Here is a 20,738-nt window from a genome sequence, read left to right on the forward strand (position 1 = left end):
CTTTGACGATCCCCACCTCCAGCATCGAGCAGGTCATCCCCGGCCAGGGTTCGATGGCTCAGCCGGCGACGGCGAAGAAGGCCAAGCGGCAGCGCTTCCGGTTCGTCTCGAACAAGAAGGCCGCGGTCGGGCTGGTCATCCTCGGCATCTACCTGCTCATCGCGATCATCGGGCCCTGGGTGGCGCCGTACGATCCGGGCGCCCGTGGCAACCAGCTGGTCCAGCCGCCGTCGGCCGATCACTGGATGGGCACCACCCACCTCGGCCAGGACGTGTTCAGCCAGCTGCTCGTCGGCACCCGCAGCGTCATCTTCGTCGGCTTCTTCGCCGGCATCGTGGCGACCGTGCTGTCGGTGCTGATCGGCGTGACCGCCGGTTACGTCGGTGGCAAGGCCGACGAGGTTCTCTCCGCGCTCTCCAACGTCTTCCTGGTGATCCCGGCCCTGCCGCTGATCATCATCATCACGTCCACTCTGGAGAGCGCCGAGGACTGGCTGATCGCTCTCGTCATCGGCCTCACCTCGTGGTCCTGGAACGCCCGGGTGCTGCGGGCGCAGACCCTCTCGCTGCGCCGGCGCGACTTCGTCGAGGCCTCCCGGGCGACCGGCGAGCGGACCTGGCGGGTCATCGGGTTCGAACTGCTGCCGAACCTGACCGCGGTGATCGCCTCCGGTTTCGTCGGCACTGTCATCTTCGCGGTGCTCTCCGAGATCACCCTGGCGTTCATCGGTGTCACCTCGGCCACCACCTGGAACTGGGGAACCATCCTGTTCTGGGCGCAGGGCCAGCAGGCGCTCGCCCAGAACGCCTGGTGGTGGTTCGTGCCGGCCGGTCTCGCGATCGCGCTGCTCGGCACCGCGCTGTCCCTGATCAACTTCGGCATCGACGAGTTCGTCAGCCCGCGCCTGCGCAGCATGGGCAAGACCAAGCTGAAGACCGCGTCCGGCAAGACGGTCCGGATGCGCATCGGCTTCACCCCGGTCCTGAACAACTCGCCCGAGCCGCTGACGCACGCTTCGGTGACGCCGGTCATGAAAGAGGTCGCGCAATGAGCGAGCCGGTTCTCGAGATTCGCAATCTGAACGTCGGGTACGGCCTGGGTGACCAGGCGGTCCGCGCGGTCCGCGACGTCAACCTCACACTGCACCGCGGCGAGGTGCTCGGCCTGGCCGGCGAGAGCGGGTCCGGCAAGTCCACCCTCGCGTACGGACTGACCCGTCTGCTCCCGCCGCCCGGTGTGATCACCGGCGGCCAGGTGATCTACCACCCCGCTGACGGCCCGGCGTACGACGTGCTCGGGCTCTCGGACAGTGAACTGCGCCGGTTCCGGTGGAACGAGACGGCGATCGTGTTCCAGGGCGCGATGAACTCGCTGAACCCGGTTCACAAGATCTCCACTCAGCTCACCGACGTGCTGCGGGCGCACGAGCCGAAGATGAGCGAGCACAGCCGCAACGCCCGGGCCCGGGAGATGCTCAAGCTCGTCGGCATCGCGGCGGACCGGATGGACGCGTACCCGCACCAGCTCTCCGGCGGCATGCGGCAGCGCGTGATGATCGGCATGGCCCTGATCCTGCAGCCGCAGGTCGTGATCATGGACGAGCCGACCACCGCGCTCGACGTGGTGATGCAGCGGCAGATCCTCGGTCAGCTCATCGAGCTGCGCGAACGGCTCGGCTTCTCGGTCATCTTCATCACCCACGACCTGTCGCTGCTCGTCGAGTTCTCGAACCGGATCGCGATCATGTACGGCGGCCGGATCGTCGAGGAGGCGCCGGCGTCGGCGATCTACCGGGACTCGCTGCACCCGTACTCGGCGGGGCTGCTCGGCTCGTTCCCGGCGCTGCGCGGCCCTCGTCGCGAGCTCACCGGCATCCCGGGCTCGCCGCCGGACCTGAAGGGCATGCCGACCGGCTGCTCGTTCCACCCGCGCTGCCCGAAGGCGTTCGATCCGTGTGCCGGGAACATCCCGGTGCTCGGCCGCCCCGACACCGCAGACGGGTCGACACGTTCGGTCGCCTGTTGGTTGCACCCGACGGAACAGCCCGTCGGTCTCTGACAGAAGGCCGGTCCCCTGCCGTCGGGACCGGCCTTCACTTTGTCTCTTTATTGGGAGATTTATCGTGACATTCACGTGGGGAGTGGCCACCTCGGCCTATCAGATCGAGGGCGCCGCGTTCAAGGACGGGCGCACGGCGTCCATCTGGGACACCTTCGCCCGGGACGTGGTCGGCGAGACCGGTGAAGTGGCGTGCGACCACTACCACCGGATGACCGACGACGTTCAGCTGATCAAGAGCCTGGGCGTCGACGCGTACCGTTTCTCGGTCTCCTGGACCCGGGTGCAGCCCGGCGGCCGCGGTCCGGCGAACCCGGCCGGGCTGGATTTTTACGACCGGCTGGTGGACGAGCTGCTCGCCGCCGGGATCGACCCGTGGCTCACGCTGTACCACTGGGACCTGCCGCAGGAACTGGAGGACGCCGGCGGCTGGCCGAACCGGGACACGGCGTATCGGTTCGCCGAGTACTCCGGCCTGGTCTTCTCCAGACTGCAGGACCGGGTCCGCAACTGGGGAACCGTCAACGAGCCGTGGTGCGTGGCCTATCTCGGCTATGAGCACGGGGTGCACGCGCCGGGCCGTCGCGACTTCGGGGCGGCGCTCGACGCGACGCACCACCTGCTGCTTGGGCATGGGCTGGTTGCCGGACAAATCCGGAATGAAAGAAATATCGTAGGACCGGCCCTCAACATCGGCACTGCCACACCCGCTTCCGACGATCCGGTGGACATCGCGGCCGCCCGGCTCGCCGACGGGATGGGCACCCGGATCTTCCTGGACCCGATCGCCCGCGGCAGTTACCCCGACGACGTGCTCGCCCATCTGGACGCGCGCGGTTTCGCCCTGCCGATCCGGGACGGCGACCTGGAGATCATCTCGGCGCCGATCGACATCCTGGGCGTCAACTTCTACTTCGGACAGGACTTCTCCGGGTACGACCTGAACGGCAACGCGGTCGACGAGGCAGGGCTGCCCGTGGTCCGGGAGATCTACCCCGACGTTCCGCGGACCGCTCTGAACTGGCCGATCACGCCGGACCGGTTCACCACTCTGCTGCGGCGCCTGCACGACGATTACGGCATCCCGCTCGCGGTCACCGAGAACGGCGCCGTCTACGACGACGTCCCCGACGCGACCGGATTCGTCGCTGATCACGAACGGACCGCGTACATCGCGGCCCACGTCGACGCGGTCTTCGCGGCTCGCGCCGCCGGCGCGGACGTGCGCGGTTACTTCGCCTGGTCGCTCATGGACAACTTCGAATGGGCCGAGGGGTACGCGAAACGGTTCGGCCTGGTGCACGTCGACTACGAGACCCAGGTACGCACGCCGAAAAGGAGCGCGCTGTGGTTCCGTGACCGCGTACGCTCCGGCGCATGACCGAGTATCTCGACGTCAACCGGGCGAACTGGGACGAGCGCGCACCCGCACACGCCGCCTCCCCCGACTATCACGTCGAGGACTTCGCGAACGATCCCGCGTACCTCAGCGAGGTCGTCCGGTTCGATCTGCCCCGCCTCGGTGACATCGCCGGGCTGCGCGGCGTGCACCTGCAGTGCCACATCGGCACCGACACGGTCTCGCTGTCGCGGCTCGGCGCCACCATGACCGGCCTCGACTTCTCCGGCGCCTCGCTGGAGCAGGCCCGGATCATCGCGGAGCGGGCCAAGGCTTCCATTCCGTACGTGCAGAGCGACGTCTACGCCGCCCGTGATGTGCTCGACGGCGAGTTCGACCTGGTCTACACCGGGATCGGCGCGCTCGGCTGGCTGCCCGACATCCGGCGCTGGGCGCGGACCGTGGCGTCGCTGCTCGCCCCGGGCGGACGGTTGTTCATCCGGGAAGGTCACCCGGTGCTCTGGTCGCTCGACTATTACCGTACCGACGGGGTGCTCGCCATCTCCGAGCCGTACTTCGAGCAGGCCGAGCCGCAGATCTACGACGAAGCCGGCACGTACGTGGCGACCGAGAGCGAGTTCCAGCACACCACGACCCACGAGTGGAACCACGGACTCGGTGAGATCGTCACCGCGGTCCTCGACGCCGGCCTGGTGGTGACCGGTCTGGAGGAGCATCAGTCGGTCCCGTGGGACGCGCTCCCCGGCCGGATGCACCCGATCGGCGGCGGCGAGAACCAGCTGATCGAGAAGCCGGAACGGTTGCCGCATTCATACACGTTGCAGGCGCGCCGTTTAGGGAACTGACGCTGCGGGGTATCAGCCGCGCATCCCCGGCTGAGGAGGTCCCCGATGCGTATCGGTGCGGTCATAGTTGTCATCTGGCTCGTTCTCGGTGTCGTTGCGGCATTCGAACGTGGCTACTTCAAGGACTCCGGCGACGCGAGCTGTGCGGAGGCGGGCACCGTCATCGTCACCACGCTTGCCGGGCCGCTCAACTGGATGGGCGTCAACCCTAAGATCACCTGCGATGTTGATGTTCCGGCGCCCAGCGAATAGGCGTACCCACGCTTGGAGAGCGGAAGGCGCGGCAGAAGCCCGCGTTTTCCGCTCTTTTGGTCTGGACCTGGAGTGCGCTCCAGGTTCTAGCGTCGGGGTCATGGAACGCAGAGATTTCGGCAGGCTCGGGCAGATCAGCGCTCTCACCCTCGGTGGTGGCGGGCTCGGCGGCGTCTGGGGAAGCACCGACCGTGACGAGGCGGTGGCGACCGTGCACGCCGCTGTCGACGCGGGGATCACCATGCTGGACGTGGCGCCGAGTTATGGCGACGACTTCGAGGCGGAGCGGGTGGTGGGTGCGGCGCTGCGGGCGCGGCCGGCGCCTGATGTCCTGGTCACCACGAAGGTGCAGGTCCACGATGTGCCGCCGGGTGGCGACTTCGACGGGCTGATCCGACGCAGTGTTCAGGGGAGCCTCTCGCGGTTGGGGCGCTCGCATCTCGATCTTCTGCTGCTGCACACCCAGTTGCTGCCCCGGGACGGGTCGGCCACGGCTGCTGGGACGATCCACTTCTCGTCTTATCAGGATGCCGTGGTGCCGGTCTTTTCTCGTCTCCGGGACGAAGGGGTGATCCGGGGATGGGGTATCACGGCGGTCGGGCATCCTGCGTCGGTGCTGGAGGCGCTGACGTCGGCGCCGCAGCCGGATGCCGCCCAGGTGATCGTGAACGCGCTCGACCTGAACGGCGACATGTGGATTTATCCGGATGTAGCGCCAGCAAATGAGGCGCTGGTCTCCACGGCGGTTTCGCAGGGCGTGCCGGTGCTGGGCATTCGGGTGGTGGCGGCGGGTTCGCTCGCTGACTCGCTGGATCGAGAGCTTCCGGCTGACCACCCGGCCGCTGTGGATTTCACCCGGGCGGCGGGGTTCCGCAAGCTCGCGGCGGAGTGGGGGTCGTCGGCTGCTGTGCTCGCGCATCGTTATGCGCTGAGCGTGCCGGGGGTCTCCAGCGTGGTGCTCGGCGTCAAGAACCGTGCCGAGTTGGCGGAGTGCGTCGCGGCGGAGTCCCGGGAGCGGCTGACGGCGTCCGAGCTGGCGGCGATCCAGGCGCTCGCGGGTCAACGCTCTTTCTGACGGCGGCACGCTGTGGCCAGCCGAGTCCAGCGCATGTCATGTCCGCTTGTGCGGACTTGGGTAGCCGAGCCGTAGCCCACGTAGGTCATCAGCGTGAATGACCTCCATGAGCTACGGCCGGCGGGTGCGGTGTGGCGAAGCAAGGCCGCGGAGCGGGATCGCACGCCGGGCCGAGAGGGTGCCAACGCCAGGCGAGGCTGTGTGGGCGGGGATGGCGGTGCTGTGGCCGCCGGGTGCACCCACCCGGCGGCCGCGAAGGGCAGGTCAGTCGCGTTCGATCAAATGACCGATCAGCTGTGGGCCCATGATTACTGCCGTCCCTGAGCCGTCCCGGCGCGCGTCTGCCTCGGGCAGCTCCACCGGGTCGCCCGTGGCTGACGCTCCGACCGGGCGCGGGCCGACCCACGCCACGGCCAGCTGCGTCTCGCCCTTGAGGAATCGCTGCACCCGCACACCGCCGGTCGCCCGGCCCTTGGCGGGGTAGGACGCGAAGGGTGAGACCTTCACCTGGGTGCCGGTCGAGGTGACAACCATCGGTTCGCCGTGCTGGGGGTCCGACGTGGACACCGCGTTGAAGGACAGCACCTCGGACTCGGCCCCGAGGCTGATGCCGGCCATGCCGCCGCCCTTGAGGCCCTGCGGGCGTACCAGTTTGGCCGGGAAGCGGAGCAGCGACGCGTCGGAGGTGACGAAGACCAGGGCTTCGGCGCCGTCGGTGAGCCAGGTCGCCTGCAGGAGTTCGTCGCCCTCTTTCAGCGTGATGACCTCGAACTCGTCGGAGCGGACCGGCCACTCCGGTGCGCACACCTTCACGATGCCGAGTTTCGTACCCATGGCGAGGCCCGGCGAGTCGCCGGGGGTGAGCGGGGCCATGCCGACGACTTTCTCGCCCTTGTCGAGCGGCACCAGCTCGGAGGCGGACATGCCGCCGCGGATCGAGACGGTGCCGGACTGCTCAGGGAGGACCGGCAGGGTCAGCACGTCGGTCTTGAACGCCCGGCCACGGTTGGTGACCAGCAGGATCCGGCCGCGGGCGGTGGAGTGGATGACAGCGCGGACCGCGTCGTGCTTGACCCGGCCGCTGCGCTTGCGTGCCTCGGTGCTCTCCTCGCTTTCCGCGGCGGTCCGGGCGATCAGCCCGGTCGCGGAGAGGATCACCTGGCAGGGGTCGTCGGCGACCTCGAGCGGGCCGGCCGGGACCGAGGCGGCGAGGACCTCTTTCAGGTCGCCGTCGATGAGCGTGGTGTGCCGGGGCCGGCCGAACTCGGAGGCGACCTCGGCGAGCTCGTCGGAGACCAGCTGCTTGAGCACGTCCTCGTTGTCGAGGATCCGGGAGAGTTCGGCGATCTCGCTGCGCAGGCGTTCCTGCTCGGTCTCCAGCTCGATCCGGTCGAACCGGGTGAGCCGGCGCAGCGGGGTGTCCAGGATGTACGTCGCCTGGATCTCGGAGAGCCCGAACTCGCTCATCAGGCCGGCCTTGGCGGCCGTCGCGTCGTCGCTGGACCGGATCAACGCGACCACCCGGTCGATGTCGATCAGGGCGATGAGCAGGCCGTCGACCAGGTGCAGACGGTCCTCGCGCTTGGTACGCCGGAACAACGTCCGCCGCGTCACCACCTCGTAGCGGTGCTGGACGAACACCTCCAGCAGCGCCTTGAGACCGAGCGTCCGCGGCTGGCCGTCCACCAGCACCAGGTTGTTGATGCCGAACGAGGTCTCCAGCGGGGTCAGCCGGTAGAGGTCGGCGAGCAGCGCCTGCGGGTTGACGCCGATCTTGCACTCGATGACGAGCCGGGTGCCGTGCTCGCGGTCGGTCAGGTCCTTCACGTCGGAGATGCCGACCAGCCGGGCCGCCTGGCGCTGGCCGCGGCGGGGGCCCGAGGTGATCAGCTTGCCTTTCACCTCGTCGGTGATGGCTTCGATGATCTTCTCGGTGCCGATGCCGTAGGGCAGCTCGGTCACCGTGATCGCCTGACGGCCGCGGCCGCCCTCCAGCAGGCCGGTCTGCGCGCGAGCACGCATCCGCACCACGCCACGGCCGGTCTCGTACGCCCGCCGCACCTCGTCGAGCCCGAGCAGCTGACCGCCGGTGGGCAGGTCGGGGCCGGGCACGAAACGCATCAGCTCGTCGAGATCGGCGTCCGGGTTGGTGATCAGGTGCCGGGCGGCGGCCACGACCTCGCCGAGGTTGTGCGGGATCATGTTGGTCGCCATCCCGACCGCGATCCCGGACGTGCCGTTCACCAGGAGGTTGGGGAAGGCCGCCGGCAGCACCTTGGGCTCCTGCTCGGAGCCGTCGTAGGTGGGCTTGAAGTCGACGGTGCCCTCGCCCAGCTCGCCGACCAGCAGCATCGCCTCGGGCGACATGCGCGCCTCGGTGTACCGGGCGGCGGCCGGGCCGTCGTCGGGTGAGCCGAAGTTGCCGTGGCCGTCGATGAGCGGCGTGTTGAGCGAGAAGTCCTGGGCGAGCCGCACCAGGGCGTCGTAGATCGCCACGTCACCGTGCGGGTGGTATTTACCCATGACGTCGCCGACCACCCGGGCGGACTTCACGTACGGCCGGTCGGGCCGGTGGTTCTGCTCGGACATCGACCAGAGGATCCGCCGGTGCACCGGCTTGAGGCCGTCCCGGGCGTCGGGCAGTGCCCGGGAGTGGATGACCGAGTACGCGTACTCCAGGTAGGAGTCCTCGACCTCGGTGGTCAGCGGGTTGTCGATGACCCGGGCGCCTGCCTGATCGAAAGCGGACAGGTCGACGCGGTTCTCGGACTTGCGGCGTGCCATCAAAAACCTCTCAGGCGTCGATCGTCTCCTGGTCGATCCGGCCGGCGGCCTCGATCAACCAGTTCTTGCGGGGTTCGACACGCTCACCCATGAGCAGTTCGAGGGTGGCCTCGGCGCGTTCGGCGTCCTCGATGGTGATCCGCCGGACGGTGCGGGCCGCCGGGTTCATCGTGGTGTCCCAGAGCTCGTCGGCGTCCATCTCGCCGAGGCCCTTGAACCGGGGCACCGGTTTCTGCACCTGGCGGCCGGCGCGCTCGATCTTGGAGACCGTGCTTTCCATCTCCTGCTGGGTGTAGGTGTAGAGCGTCTCGCCGTTGCGGCCCTTGGTGACCACTTTGTGCAGCGGCGGCATCGCGGCGAAGAGCCGGCCGTGCTCGATGACCGGCCGCATGTACTTCGCGAAGAGCGTGATCAGCAGGGTCCGGATGTGCGAGCCGTCGACGTCCGCGTCCGCCATGATCATGACGCGGCCGTACCGCATCGCGCCGATGTCGAAGGTGCGGCCCGAGCCGGCGCCGAGCACCTGGACGATCGCCGAGCACTCCACGTTGTCCAGGACCTGCTGGAGGCTGGCCTTCTGCACGTTCAGGATCTTGCCGCGGATCGGCAGCAGCGCCTGGTATTCCGAGGAACGCGCCATCCGGGCGGTGCCGAGGGCCGAGTCACCCTCCACGATGAACAGCTCGGAGCGGTCGATGCCGATGGCCCGGCAGTCGACCAGTTTGGCCGGCATCGACGCGCCCTCCAGGGCGGTCTTGCGGCGCGCGGCGTCCTTCTGCTGTTTCTGGGTGAGGCGGACACGGGCCGCGTCCACCACTTTCTGCAGGACGGTACGCGCTTCGGCCTTCGTCTTCCGGTTCTCGATCCACTCCTTGACGTACGCCTCGACCAGGCTCTGCATCACCCGGGTGATGCCGGCCGTGGAGAGCTCGTCCTTGGTCTGCGAGGTGAACTGCGGCTCCGGAACCCGCACGTGGATGACCGCGGTCATGCCCTCCAGCAGGTCGTCCAGGACCGGTGGCTCCTCCTTGGGCTTGAGCAGGCCACGCGTGTTGCGGATGGCCTCGGTCAGCGACCGGACCAAGGCACGCTCGAAACCCTTGCGGTGGGTGCCGCCGTGCAGGTTGCGGATCGTGTTGGTGAACGTCTCGACGGTGCGCTCATAACCCGTACCCCAGCGGAACGCGACCTCGATCTGCGCCTGGCGAACGACGTTCGACTGCATGACGCCGTTGGCGTCCGCGGCGTTCTCCTTGTAGGTCCCCTCGCCGTTGACCATGAGGATGCCGGAGACCGGTTTCTCGTTGGACGGCGTGAGGAACTCGACCATGTCGGTGAGCCCGTTGGGGTAGTGGAACGTCTCGGTGGCCGGTTCCTCGGCGGTCGCGTCGAAGATCGTGTATTGCACGCCGGGGACCAGGAACGCGGTGTTGCGCAGCTTGGCGCGGACGGCGTCGACGTCGAGGCGGGCGCCGGTCTCGAAGTAGCGGGCGTCGTACCAATAGCGGATCGACGTGCCGGAGGGCTCGCCGCGTTTCATCCGGCGGGCGACGCGCAGGCCGGGCTCGCGGGTGAACGTGGCGTCCGGGCCGGGGCCGTCGAAGACGCCGGGCACACCTCGCTGGAACGAGATCTCGTGGACCTTGCCCTCGCGCTTGACGGTGACGTCGAAGCGCAGGGCCAGGGCGTTGACCGCGGAGGCGCCGACGCCGTGCAGACCGCCGGAGGTCTTGTAACCGGAGCCGCCGAACTTGCCGCCGGCGTGCAGCCGGGTGAGCACCAGCTCGACGCCGCTGAGGCCGGACTTGGCATGCACGTCGGTGGGGATGCCGCGGCCGTCGTCGTCGACCTGGAGCGAGCCGTCGGAGTGAAGGGTCACCGCGACCTTGGTGGCGTGGCCGGCGACGCCCTCGTCGGTCGAGTTGTCGATGATCTCGTTGGCGAGGTGGTTGATGCCGCGGCTGTCCGTGGAACCGATGTACATACCTGGGCGTTTCCGGACAGCGTCCAGCCCTTCCAGGTGCGTGAGGTCGTCAGCCCCGTACAAGGTCTCTGGCTGTGCGGTCACGAGGCAGTACTCCCGATCGGCCCATGGGTGGTCAAGACGGCGCGAGCCTACCCGTCGCCTGTGACACTTCTGCCCCAGGCGAGCCAGGTCTCAACCACACCGTGGCCTAAATCAGCCTAAACCGGGGCGTAAACCGAAAGAGTCTGCGGCTGGAGCGCTCGGAACAAATCAAGAGGGTACGGCTTGCCGGGAACCGACACGGGCGGAAGCTCCTGATAGGCGATCAGCGTGTCCGTCACCTCTCGTGTCGCCGCGCAGACCACGACGGTGTCGTGCGGCGCGTACGCCTGCAGCCGCGCCGCCGTGCTCACCACGCTCCCGCTGACCATGGCGTAACCGCCGTCGAAGGCGGCCAGCGGATCGACGATCACTTCGCCGGTCGCCAGGCCCACCCGGGTACGCACCGGGAACCTGCCGGCCAGGAGACGCCCCCTCAACGACTCCTGGACCGACAGGCCCGCCCGTACGGCGCAGGCGGCGGCGTCCGGCCCGAAGCCGTCGTCCCCGGCGCCGAACACCGCCATCACCGCGTCACCGACGTACTTCTCGACGATGCCGCCGCACTCACGGACCACTGCGGACACCGTGGAGAAGTAGTCGCGTTGCAGCGCACGGACGTCCGCACAGTCCAGCCGGTCGACGAGCGTGGTGAAGCCCACGATGTCGATGAACAGCACGGTGACGGTCTGGCGCCGCTCCTGTCCGGCCATGGTGATGGTGGTCATGCGTCTCACGCTCCCCCAGATCACTGCGTTGACCGGGAGTACGGTGCCAGCCCTGGTGAAGACGCGGATCCGCAGAACGACGTATCTCTGACAGCATCGTCACTCGTCGTTTTTGTGACGCAGAACAGGCCGAACCGACGACAACGTGCTACGCCGTTTCGCATTAGGCTGCCGGTCATGGCCAGCCAGGGGGACGACGGGCCGCTTGTCGGACGCACCGACACGCTGACCGACATCCAGTCCGACCTGCGCAACGTCGGTTCCGGTGGAACAGCCGCGGTCTTCGTGACCGGGGAGAGTGGTGTCGGCAAGAGCCGGCTGCTTCGCGAGACCGCCGACGCCTTGCGCGAGACGGGCTTCGCCGTGCTGTCCGGCACCTGTTTGGACATCGGCGACGCCTCGCCCCTGCACCCGGTGCTGCAGGCCCTGCGCCGGCACGACAGCACCACGAAGACCCCCGCCACCAGCACCGCCGCGGCCGGCGTGGACGACGCCGGCGCCCTGCTCGACCGGGTGTCGCACGACCTGCGCGCGATCGCCGGCGACAAGCCGCTGCTGCTCGTGCTCGACGATCTGCAGTGGGCGGACCGCAGCACCCGGCAGTTGTTGCTCTACCTATTGGCCGGCCTCGGTGACGTACGCATCTCGGTGCTCGCCGCGATCCGGGCCGAGGCCCTGCACGGCACCCACCCGTTGCGCCGGGTCCTGGCCGAGCTGCGCCGCCTGCGTTCGGTCCGGGTCGTCGACCTGGCCCCGCTCAACCAGGACCAGACCCGCGAGCTGGTGACCGCGATCGTCGGCGGCAACGTCGCGATCGAGGACGCCGACCGGGTCTACAAGCGCAGTGGCGGCAACCCGTTCGTGGCCGAGGAACTCGCTCGTGACCTGCGCGACGGCCAGGTCGAGCTCTCCGACACGCTCCGCGAGATCTTCCTGACCAGGGTGGACGAACTCCCGCCGAACGCACACCAGGTCGTGCACGCGATGGCGGCCGGTGTGGAGCCGGTCGACCACGCGGTGCTGGCCCGGGTCGTGAAACTGCCCGAGGACCAGCTGCTCGAAGCGATCCGGGTCGCCGTGGCACACCGGTTCGTGTCGAGCGACGGCGACGGTTACCGGCTGCGTCACCGGCTGGTCGCCGAGGTGCTGGAGCAGGAGGTGCTGCCCGCCGAGTCCGCCGCGCTGCACCGGCGTTACGCCGAGTCGCTGGAGTCCGAACCCGGGGAGCCGGACCACGCACGCCTGGCTCACCACTGGCAGCGTGCGGGCGTACCCTCGCGGGCCTTGCCTCCGGTGGTGGCCGCCGCGCACTCCGCGGAGGCGATGTACGGCTTCGCCGAGGCGCATCGTTACTGGAGCATCGCGCTGCAGCTGGTGGGTCAGGAGGACGCGGACCGCACGCCGCTGCTCGGCAACGCCGCGGAGTCGGCACACCAGTGCGGCGAGCACCTGCTCGCACTCTCCCGGCTGGAGGAGCTGGCCGGCCGCACCGACGCGCCCGGTCAGGGCGAGCTGCACCTGCGCCGGGCCCGTTACCTGGCCGCGGCGGGCCGCACGGCGACCGCCGAGACCGAGTACGAACTGGTCCTGGAATCCCCGGACTGCACCCCGCAGCTGCGCGCCTCGGCCGCCGCGTTCCTGGCCGAGCTGCTGGTCCAGCTGGCCAGGTACGCGGACGCCCACGAGCGCGCCCGCGAGGCTCTCGAGCTCGCCGCTGTCCAGGGCACCACTGCCGACCTGGTCCGGGCCAGTGCGGCTCTCGGTTTCAGCGCTGCATTCCGGGAGGACCCGGACGCCGGGCTCGCGGTGATCCGGCACGCCGTCGAGATCGCCGAGCGCTCCGGCCACCCGGACGACCTGGGCGTGGCATACCTGCACCTCGCGGAGCTGCTGACCGGCCCGCTGAACAGCATCGAGGAGGGCGTCCTGGTGGCCCGCCGCGGTGCCCAGCGACTCTCCACGCTCGGCGGCGGCCGTGCTCACCAGAGCCGCCTGCTGGCGATCGCGGCGAACGGTCTTTTCCGGATCGGGCAATGGACCGAGGCGGACGCTGTCCTGGAAGCCGCCATGCGGCACCGCCCGTCCGGCGCCGAGGCGGTCGAGCTGCTGCTCGCCCGCTGCCGGCTGCTCGTCGGTTACGGCGATCTGGAAGACGCCGCCCGCGACCTGGACTCGGCCGCGACCCTGCTGGCCGGCGGCGGCGCCCGGCACGTGCTGCCGATGCTGACGCTGCGGGCCGGCCTGGCGATGTGGCTCGGTGAGCACGCCGACGCCCGGGCCGCGGTGCAGCGCGGGCTGACCGAGACCCGCTCCGACGACCTGGTGCTGCTCGGCGTCCTGGCCTGGCACGGCCTGCGCGCCGAGGCCGAGGCGCACGTGGCCGGCAAACCGGTCGATCCGGGCGCGATCCGCCGGCTGCTGATGGTCCGCGACCGGATGGCCTCGGGAGCCGGCAACGCAGGCCCGGCCGCCCGCGCGATCATCGACGCCTATCTGGATCTCTGCGCCGCCGAGCTGAGCCGGATCGAAGGCCGCCACGACCCGGAACCGTGGGCGCGAGCAGCGGCGATCTGGGATCGGCGGCAGCAGCCGTACCCCGCCGCTTACGCGCGCCTGCGGCACGCGGAGGCCTCCCTGCAACGCAAGGTCCGTCGCGCGGCAGCGGTCACCGGGCTGCGCCAGGCGTACGCGACAGCGACGGCGATGGGCGCCCGCCCGTTCGCCGCCGAGATCGTCGGGATCGCCCACCGGTTCCGCGTGGTGCTTGCCGACGACATGCCGACCGTGCCGATGTCCCTGCCCGACCAGCCGGTCGACGAGCTGGCCCTGCTGACCGGCCGGGAGCGCGAGGTCCTGGCCGCGGTGGCCGAGGGTCTCACCAATCGTGAAATCGGCGAACGTCTTTTCATCAGCGAACGTACCGTCGGTGTCCACCTAGGACATATCTTCGACAAGTTGCAGGTACGTACCCGGGTGCAGGCGAGTCGCGTCTACTTAACAGCGGCCTGAGCAGGCATTCGTTATCCGCGCGTGACATACGTACGCAGAATACGTCGTTCTACCGATCCGCCGGCTCGGCCCCGGTGGAAGGGTGGGCGTCACGGGGGAGCACCACCCGGCGGCATAACCGCCGGGTGGTGCTGGGGGCCCTCCGCTGTTCTGCATTACCCGTGGAGGATCCGAAAATGACCCAAGCCATTTGGGGCCCCGTCCAGCAGGAGATGTCCGACCTGCTCAAGCGGCACCCCGACGACGTGCCCGGCGTCGTCGATCAGCTGACGAAGCTGCAAGAAGTCCTGTGCCGAGTGCCGCCGCTGCTGACCAGCAACCCGCTCGCCGACTTCAACCAGCTGTACCTGACGATCACCGAGAACGTGCTGGAGCGCCTGTACGACGGCAAGTTCAAGGACCCGGGATTCCTGTCCCGGCTGGACGTCGAGTTCGCCGCGCGGTACTTCGACGCGCTGCGGTACTGGACCGACGGGAGCCCGGCGTGCCCGGGCGTGTGGGCCGGCCTGTTCGGCCGCATCCCCGGCCCGGACGCCCGTCCGCTGCCGTCAGCCGTCGCCGGCGTCAACGCGCACATCAACTTCGACCTGCCGTTCGCACTTGTCACCACGTTCGACCACCTCGGCACCGACCCGATCGACGGCAGCGACCAGCATTACGACTACCTGCAGGTCAACGACATCTTCAACGAGGAGATCCCGGGCCTGCGCCGCGGTTACCTGGACCGCTGGCAGCTGCTCATCGACACGATGAACGGCGAGCTGGACGACTGGTGGCAGGGCGAGATGGTGGAGTACACCCGCAACGTCGCCTGGCGTAACTCGCAGAAGATCTGGGCGATCCGGCACGACATGATCGCGCTGGACAAGCAACGCCGTCGTCTCGACGACACCGCGACCGGACTCGGCAAGCTGCTGCTGTCACCGTTCGCTGATTTTCTCCAGTGACACCGTTCTTGCAGTGAAACCCGCTGATCCTGGGGGCAGGATCAGCGGAAAGTCACTGCGTGGGCGCCCATTTTCCGGCCTTGGGGGCAAGGCCGGCCGGGCGTTGCTCCACCGTCGTCCGCTGGCCCTGGGGGGCAGGGTCAGCGGACGACGACGAGCCGGGCAGTGGTGACCGCACCCTCGCTCGCTCCCCCGACAGCGACCTGCACACCGGTGGTGACCGCACTGCGCTCGGCCTTCTTGCGGTCCTGCACCACCCGCAGCGGCTCGCCGAAAGTCCAGGTCAACTCGAAGCCGTCGGTGGATTTCACGGTGAATCCGGCGGCGTCCGCGGCGGTGACCTCACCCCGCTGCACCACGATGGTGCGTTCTTCCCCGTCGCGGCCCTGCACCACGACCTCGCCGTGCAACGTGTTCTTGCGCAGGAGTTTGCGAACGGCTCGCGGCCGCAGCTTCTCGGCGGCCGGCGTTGACGGTGTCGACGGTTCGGCCTCGTCCAGGCCCTCCGCGAATCCGACGGCCCGCAACGCGACCGCCTCAAGACCGCTGTCCGGCGCGGCCTCGGCGACCCCACCCTCGGCGCATCCGCCGAGCGCGAGCACCACACAAATTCCCAGAGCCACTTGGGTACGCACAAAGCCAGGTTGACGTCTCATACCGGTGAGTCTCGGCCCGCGCCGATCGACGAACGTCAGCCCGATGTTCGCGTTGTGTAAGGGAGCTCGACGGTGAACCGGACCCCTCCCTCCGGGGCGTGACCCGCGGTGATCCGCCCGCCGAGCCGGCCGACCAGCCGTGCGGCCAGTGCCAGCCCGAGCCCGGAACCGGTGGCCCGCACGTTGCGGTAACGCCTGTTCAGCTCGCCGCGCTGGAACGCGACGGCGAGGTCGTCGTCGGTGAGCCCCGGCCCGCCGTCGCGTACCTCGACGACACCGGACGATGCGCCGGCCTGGACCGACAGCACCAGCGGGGCGCCGGGCGGGATCACGCGCAGCGCGTTCTCGCAGAGCCCGTCGACGACCTGCCGGATCCGGCCCGGATCGGTGTCGACGGTGACCGGCACCTCCGGCAGCTCGACGATCAGGCGCGGGCCGCCGGTTCCGCACCGGGCCCGCCACGCCTGGCCGGCCTCGGTGACCAGCTCGGTCAGGTTCACCGGTACCACGTCGAGCGGCAGGTCGGCCGCTTCCAGCCGGGCCAGCACCAGCAGGTCCGAGACGAGCCGGTCGAGCCGGTCCGCCTCGGCGAGCATGGTGCTGCCGGCCTCGGCGGCGCCGTCCGCCTCGATCACCCGGTCGGCGAGCGCCTCGGCGTACCCCCGGATCGTCGCGAGTGGCGTACGCAACTCGTGCGAGACCGACAGCAGGAACTCCCGCTCGCGTCCCTCGCTGGTCCGCAGCGCCTCGGCCAGCTGGTTGATCGCGTCAGCGAGGCGGGCGGCTTCGGCCGGTCCGCGCCGGGAGATGCGTACCGTCCGGTCGCCGGCGGCGAGCCGCCCTGCCGCGGCGGCGGCCCGTTCGATCGGCCGGGTGACGAACCGGGCCAGCAGCGCGCCGGCCACGATCCCGCCGAGCAGGCCGGCCAGCAGCGCCACCCAGATGCTGCCGAGTACCCGCCCGGCCGTGCCGCTGGATGCCTGCTGGGTCAGGATCACGCCGGCGTCGCGGCCGGTCAGCGGGCGGCCCGCGACGAACGAGGACCGCCCGCCCACCAGGGCACGGGTATCCACGAGCGTGCCGCCGGCGACCGCGCGCACCACCCGGTCGGGCAGACCGGGCCGGTCCGGGACACCCCGCCGGATCAGGTAGATCTCGATGTCGTCCTCGCGCAGCCGGGCCGCGATCCGGGCCCGCGCGGCGGGGCGCTCGTCGGCGAGGAGTTCCTCCGCCAGGGTCGTCTTGTCCATCAGCTCAGCGCGGCTCTGCTGGTTCACCGAGCGGACCGCGACCGGCACCGCGACGAGCGACGTCACGATCACGGCGATCACCGCGGTCGCGGCGGTGACCAGGACGGCGCGGCCGGTGAGCGTACCGAAGAAGTCACGCATCGGCCGTGTACCCGACGCCGCGGACCGTTCTGATCAGCGCGGCCGCACCGCCCAGCTTGGAGCGCACCTGCGCCACGTGCACGTCCACGGTCCGGGTTCCGGCGGCGGACGCGTAACCCCAGACCGCGGCGAGCAACTCCTCCCGGGTGAAGACCCGGCCGGGCCGGCCCAGCAGGTGTGCGAGCAGATCAAATTCGGTCGCGGTGAGGACGAGCGCCTGCCCGTCCACGGTCACCGCACGACGTCCGGAGTCGAGCGTCAGCGGGCCGAGTACGCGTACCCCAGCGGTGTCGCCGGCGGAAACGGCCGCGCGGCGCAGCAGCGCCTTGACCCGGGTCACAAGCTCGCGGGGGCTGAAGGGCTTGGTGACGTAGTCGTCGCCGCCCAGCTCCAGGCCGAGGATCCGGTCGACCTCGTCGTCGCGCGCGGTGAGGAAGATGACCGGCGTCCAGTCACCGTCGGCGCGCAGGCGGCGGCAGATCTCGGTACCGTCGAGACCGGGCAGCGCGATGTCCAGCACACAGGCGACGGGCCGCAACCGTCGCGCCGCGGCGAGCCCGGCCGTGCCGTCGTGCTCGACCTGTACGCCGAAGCCCTCCCGGCGCAGATAAAGCCGCACCAGGTCGGCGATCGGCCGCTCGTCCTCGACCACGAGGACGAGCCCTTTGCCTTTCTCCGGCGTGTCGGTCACGGCGTTCATCATGCCGCCGTGCGCCGAGCGGCGGTGTTCGAGGAAGGTAAAGGCGCCTGTCGCCCGATCGGAGGTTTGTCCGGGAACGCTCCCATAATCCGGAAAGCGCTCTCCGAAACGTGCTATAAAGGCGAACGTGCACGCTGCCGGCGGGTGCCGGCCATGGTTTCCCACGGGTTTCGAGGTTTCGAAGCGCCGGCTTGTGAACGTGCGCCGGGCAGAGTTGTCGCCCCGAGAGCCGGGCGAGGCGTCACACACGGGGGGATGCCTCGCCCTCCCTCCCCCCACAGCGCTCCCCGTGACGACGCCGGGGTGACCACCGCTCGCAGATCTTGTGAGCTTGCGCCGCCCCGACAGCCGCAAACTCACAAGAAGCTCCACGCCCGAAGTCCACACGCCTGCCGGAAATCGCGCGCCTGCGTCGACTCCGGGCCCGAGCCGCACGCCTTGCCGGGTCGCGCTGACCCGCCATGCCCGGGATCAAGTCGCACGTAACGGACGGGCAGCGTGGATGAGGTCGCACACGACTGCACTGTGCGGCTTTGTCTACGCCAGGGCCGGGACAGGAGCGCACACATGCAATCGGTGAGACCTCATCAACGTGGCCGGTCCCTTACGTGCGCCCGCGTCGAGGTCGCGCCGACCCGCGAGTGGCGACAGCCAGTTGACTGCCCCGATCAACCGCGCGGCTGCCCCCGTCAGCCGGGCGACCGCCCATTCAGCCGGGCGACCGCCCATTCAGCCGGGCGACCGCCCATTCAGCCGGGCGACTGCCCGCCAGCCGGGGCTGCCCTGCCAGCCAGGGGGCTGCCCCGATGCTGGGCGACCAGCCCCCCGCCGGGGACGACGGCTTGGACGGCGGCCCTCGGCGTCGGCGACCTGGGAGAGGGCGAGATGGCGAGATGGGCGAGATGGCTGGGGGTTTGGGGGTATGGATGAGGCATGGCCTATGTGAATCCGGCGGGGGAGTTCACCCGCGACCAGCGTTACATCGCCACCCGGATCACCGCGGACGGTCGTGACGGGTTCCCCGTGGAGGCGGGGCGGTATCGGCTGGTGGTGAGCCGCGCGTGCCCGTGGGCGAACCGGGCGATCATCGTGCGCCGGCTGCTCGGGCTGGAGGACGCGCTGTCGATGGGCATCGCCGGGCCGACGCACGACGAGCGGAGCTGGACGTTCGACCTGGATCCGGGCGGCCGGGATCCGGTGCTCGGCATCGAGCGGTTGCAGGAGGCGTTCCTGGCCCGGTTCCCCGAGTACGACAAGGGGATCACCGTGCCGGCGATGGTGGACGTGCCGACCGGCCAGGTGGTGACGAACGACTTCGCGCAGATCACCATCGACCTGTCGCTGGAGTGGACGGCTCATCATCGGCCCGGCGCGCCGCAGCTCTACCCGGAGCACCTGCGCGCCGAGATCGACGAGGTGAACAAGGGTGTCTTCACCGAGGTGAACAACGGCGTCTACCGTGCCGGTTTCGCGGGGTCACAGGAGGCGTACGACCAGGCGTACCAGCGGCTTTTCGGCAAGCTCGACTGGCTGTCCGAACGGCTCGCCGGCCAGCGGTACCTCGTCGGCGACACGATCACCGAGGCGGACGTCCGGCTGTTCACGACGCTGGCCCGGTTCGACCCGGTCTATCACGGCCACTTCAAGTGCAACCGGTCGAAGCTGGCCGAGATGCCGGTGCTGTGGGCGTACGCAAGGGATCTTTTCCAGACGCCGGGCTTCGGCGACACGATCGACTTCGTGCACATCAAGCAGCACTACTACCAGGTCCACCGCGACATCAACCCGACCGGCGTCGTCCCGCAGGGCCCTGACCTGGGCGGCTGGCTGGAGCCGCACGGCCGCGAGTCGCTGGGCGGCCGCCCCTTCGGCGACGGCACTCCCCCGCCCGCGCCCAAACCCGAGGAGACCGTCCCCGCCGCCCACGGAGCTATCAACGGCCGGTGAGGGCGGCCTGGAGCAGAGCGCTCAGGTCGGCCTGCTGCCGGGACGACAGGTGGGCGATCAGCTTCTGCTGCTCGGCCCAGGCCGGCGGACACCGCGGCGTCCGCTATCGCCCGGCCCTTGTCGGTCACGTTGACCAGGACGCCCCGGCGGTCGTCAGGGTCGAGGGTTGCTGCTGGTCCCGGTCGTGCTGGTCGCGGAAGGGTCGCTGACGCCGGTCCAGCTGGCCGGGATGACGATCGCGTTCGCCGCGGTGGTCTGAGGTCGGTCAGTGCATGTCCGCGTTCGTCACGATGCGGCGCGGGAAACCGGTGCGGGCCGCGCGCAGCATCGCCCGGCCGATCGCGTCGGTGGTGGTGACCTGGCCGGGAGCGACCCTGCGGAAGAACGGCACGAGCGGGGCGGTGAGCGCGTAAGCGGTGTTGTACCAGCCGGTCTTCGATCGAGCGCCGTGCGTGGGCTGGATGAAGCCGGGACGGAACGCGTACCCGTTCGGGAAGGTCTCCATCACCTCGTTCTCGGTGCGGCCCTTGACCCGCGACCACATGATCCGGCTGTTCGCGTCGGTACCGGCACCCGAGACGTAGATGAAGACCATGTCCGGATTGAGCGGAGCGAGGGTACGCGCGGCGGCCATCGGATAGTCGTAGGAGACCCTGGTGTACGAGGCCTCGTCCATGCCCAGCGACGAGACGCCGAGGCAGTAGAAACACGCGTCGTACCCTGACAGCTCCCCCTCGATCCCGCTGAGGTCGGAGAAGTCGGCGAGCGTGACCTCGCGCAGTTTCGGATGGTGCACCCCGGTCGGTGTACGCGTCACCACCAGCACCTCGGTCACGTCCGGCGCGAGCAGGGACTCCCGCAGCACACCCTGACCCACCATTCCGGTCGCTCCGAAAACAATCACCCGCATGCCCGCTCCT

The 20,738-nt window shown here is 69.6% G+C and carries 16 protein-coding genes; 9 read left to right on the plus strand and 7 right to left on the minus strand.

All coding sequences use genetic code 11. From position 1 onward, the window contains the following. Window positions 1-2 precede the first annotated feature (2 nt). The 6 genes from ACQP2E_RS30305 (at window position 3) to ACQP2E_RS30330 (ending at window position 5,591) form a co-directional block, all read left to right on the plus strand. Window positions 3-1,052 carry an ABC transporter permease gene (locus ACQP2E_RS30305; RefSeq protein ID WP_433826350.1) on the plus strand — a complete coding sequence of 350 codons (1,050 nt, stop codon included), beginning with the start codon at window positions 3-5 and terminating at the stop codon, window positions 1,050-1,052. Further along, complete coding sequence (locus ACQP2E_RS30310; protein WP_433826351.1) at window positions 1,049-2,059, plus strand: ABC transporter ATP-binding protein; 1,011 nt, start codon at window positions 1,049-1,051, stop codon at window positions 2,057-2,059. Before ACQP2E_RS30305 ends, ACQP2E_RS30310 begins: the two co-directional genes overlap by 4 nt. Before the next feature lie 64 nt (window positions 2,060-2,123). Next, a complete protein-coding gene (locus tag ACQP2E_RS30315) occupies window positions 2,124-3,440 on the plus strand; it encodes a GH1 family beta-glucosidase (RefSeq protein ID WP_433826352.1) in 1,317 nt (438 codons plus the stop codon). Then, window positions 3,437-4,264: a class I SAM-dependent methyltransferase gene (locus ACQP2E_RS30320; protein WP_433826353.1), complete on the plus strand. Its 828-nt coding sequence runs from the start codon at window positions 3,437-3,439 to the stop codon at window positions 4,262-4,264. The genes ACQP2E_RS30315 and ACQP2E_RS30320 overlap by 4 nt, the downstream gene beginning before the upstream one ends. 45 nt (window positions 4,265-4,309) lie before the next feature. Then, a complete protein-coding gene (locus tag ACQP2E_RS30325) occupies window positions 4,310-4,516 on the plus strand; it encodes a hypothetical protein (protein WP_433826354.1) in 207 nt (68 codons plus the stop codon). A gap of 100 nt (window positions 4,517-4,616) precedes the next feature. Further along, window positions 4,617-5,591: an aldo/keto reductase gene (locus ACQP2E_RS30330; RefSeq protein ID WP_433826355.1), complete on the plus strand. Its 975-nt coding sequence runs from the start codon at window positions 4,617-4,619 to the stop codon at window positions 5,589-5,591. Between the two features lie 264 nt (window positions 5,592-5,855). Here the strand turns inward: ACQP2E_RS30330 and ACQP2E_RS30335 are convergent, their stop codons facing one another. From ACQP2E_RS30335 to ACQP2E_RS30345, 3 genes are all read right to left on the minus strand, one after another. Beyond that, a complete protein-coding gene (locus ACQP2E_RS30335; RefSeq protein WP_433826356.1) occupies window positions 5,856-8,375 on the minus strand; it encodes a DNA gyrase/topoisomerase IV subunit A in 2,520 nt (839 codons plus the stop codon). Window positions 8,376-8,385: 10 nt separating this feature from the next. After that, window positions 8,386-10,443, minus strand: coding sequence for a DNA gyrase/topoisomerase IV subunit B (locus ACQP2E_RS30340; protein WP_433826357.1), 2,058 nt, complete (start codon window positions 10,441-10,443; stop codon window positions 8,386-8,388). A gap of 116 nt (window positions 10,444-10,559) precedes the next feature. Continuing rightward, window positions 10,560-11,168, minus strand: coding sequence for an adenylate/guanylate cyclase domain-containing protein (locus ACQP2E_RS30345; protein ID WP_433826358.1), 609 nt, complete (start codon window positions 11,166-11,168; stop codon window positions 10,560-10,562). A 177-nt stretch (window positions 11,169-11,345) separates the two neighbouring features. Here ACQP2E_RS30345 and ACQP2E_RS30350 point away from each other — a divergent pair, with 177 nt between their 5' ends. Then, window positions 11,346-14,177 (plus strand): ATP-binding protein, encoded by a 2,832-nt coding sequence (locus tag ACQP2E_RS30350; RefSeq protein ID WP_433826359.1) that lies wholly within the window; start codon window positions 11,346-11,348, stop codon window positions 14,175-14,177. Window positions 14,178-14,353: 176 nt separating this feature from the next. Next, a complete protein-coding gene (locus ACQP2E_RS30355; protein WP_433826360.1) occupies window positions 14,354-15,124 on the plus strand; it encodes a DUF5995 family protein in 771 nt (256 codons plus the stop codon). 140 nt (window positions 15,125-15,264) lie between these two features. Here the strand turns inward: ACQP2E_RS30355 and ACQP2E_RS30360 are convergent, their stop codons facing one another. From ACQP2E_RS30360 to ACQP2E_RS30370, 3 genes are read right to left on the minus strand one after another with little or no spacing between them, the layout of a single operon-like run. Further along, the gene (locus tag ACQP2E_RS30360) at window positions 15,265-15,759 is read right to left on the minus strand and encodes a hypothetical protein (RefSeq protein WP_433826361.1); all 495 of its coding nucleotides are present in this window, start codon (window positions 15,757-15,759) and stop codon (window positions 15,265-15,267) included. A gap of 56 nt (window positions 15,760-15,815) precedes the next feature. Beyond that, window positions 15,816-17,171 carry an ATP-binding protein gene (locus ACQP2E_RS30365; RefSeq protein ID WP_433826362.1) on the minus strand — a complete coding sequence of 452 codons (1,356 nt, stop codon included), beginning with the start codon at window positions 17,169-17,171 and terminating at the stop codon, window positions 15,816-15,818. Further along, complete coding sequence (locus ACQP2E_RS30370) at window positions 17,164-17,871, minus strand: response regulator transcription factor (protein WP_433826363.1); 708 nt, start codon at window positions 17,869-17,871, stop codon at window positions 17,164-17,166. The genes ACQP2E_RS30365 and ACQP2E_RS30370 overlap by 8 nt, the downstream gene beginning before the upstream one ends. 933 nt (window positions 17,872-18,804) lie before the next feature. On the opposite strand from ACQP2E_RS30370, the gene ACQP2E_RS30375 reads away from it, so the two are divergent. Continuing rightward, entirely contained in the window at window positions 18,805-19,818 is a 1,014-nt protein-coding gene (locus ACQP2E_RS30375; protein WP_433826364.1) for a glutathione S-transferase family protein, read from the plus strand. 265 nt (window positions 19,819-20,083) lie between these two features. Here the strand turns inward: ACQP2E_RS30375 and ACQP2E_RS30380 are convergent, their stop codons facing one another. Further along, window positions 20,084-20,728, minus strand: coding sequence for an epimerase (locus ACQP2E_RS30380; RefSeq protein ID WP_433826365.1), 645 nt, complete (start codon window positions 20,726-20,728; stop codon window positions 20,084-20,086). Window positions 20,729-20,738 lie beyond the last annotated feature (10 nt).

Source organism: Actinoplanes sp. CA-015351, assembly GCF_050955685.1.
Classification (GTDB): domain Bacteria; phylum Actinomycetota; class Actinomycetes; order Mycobacteriales; family Micromonosporaceae; genus Actinoplanes.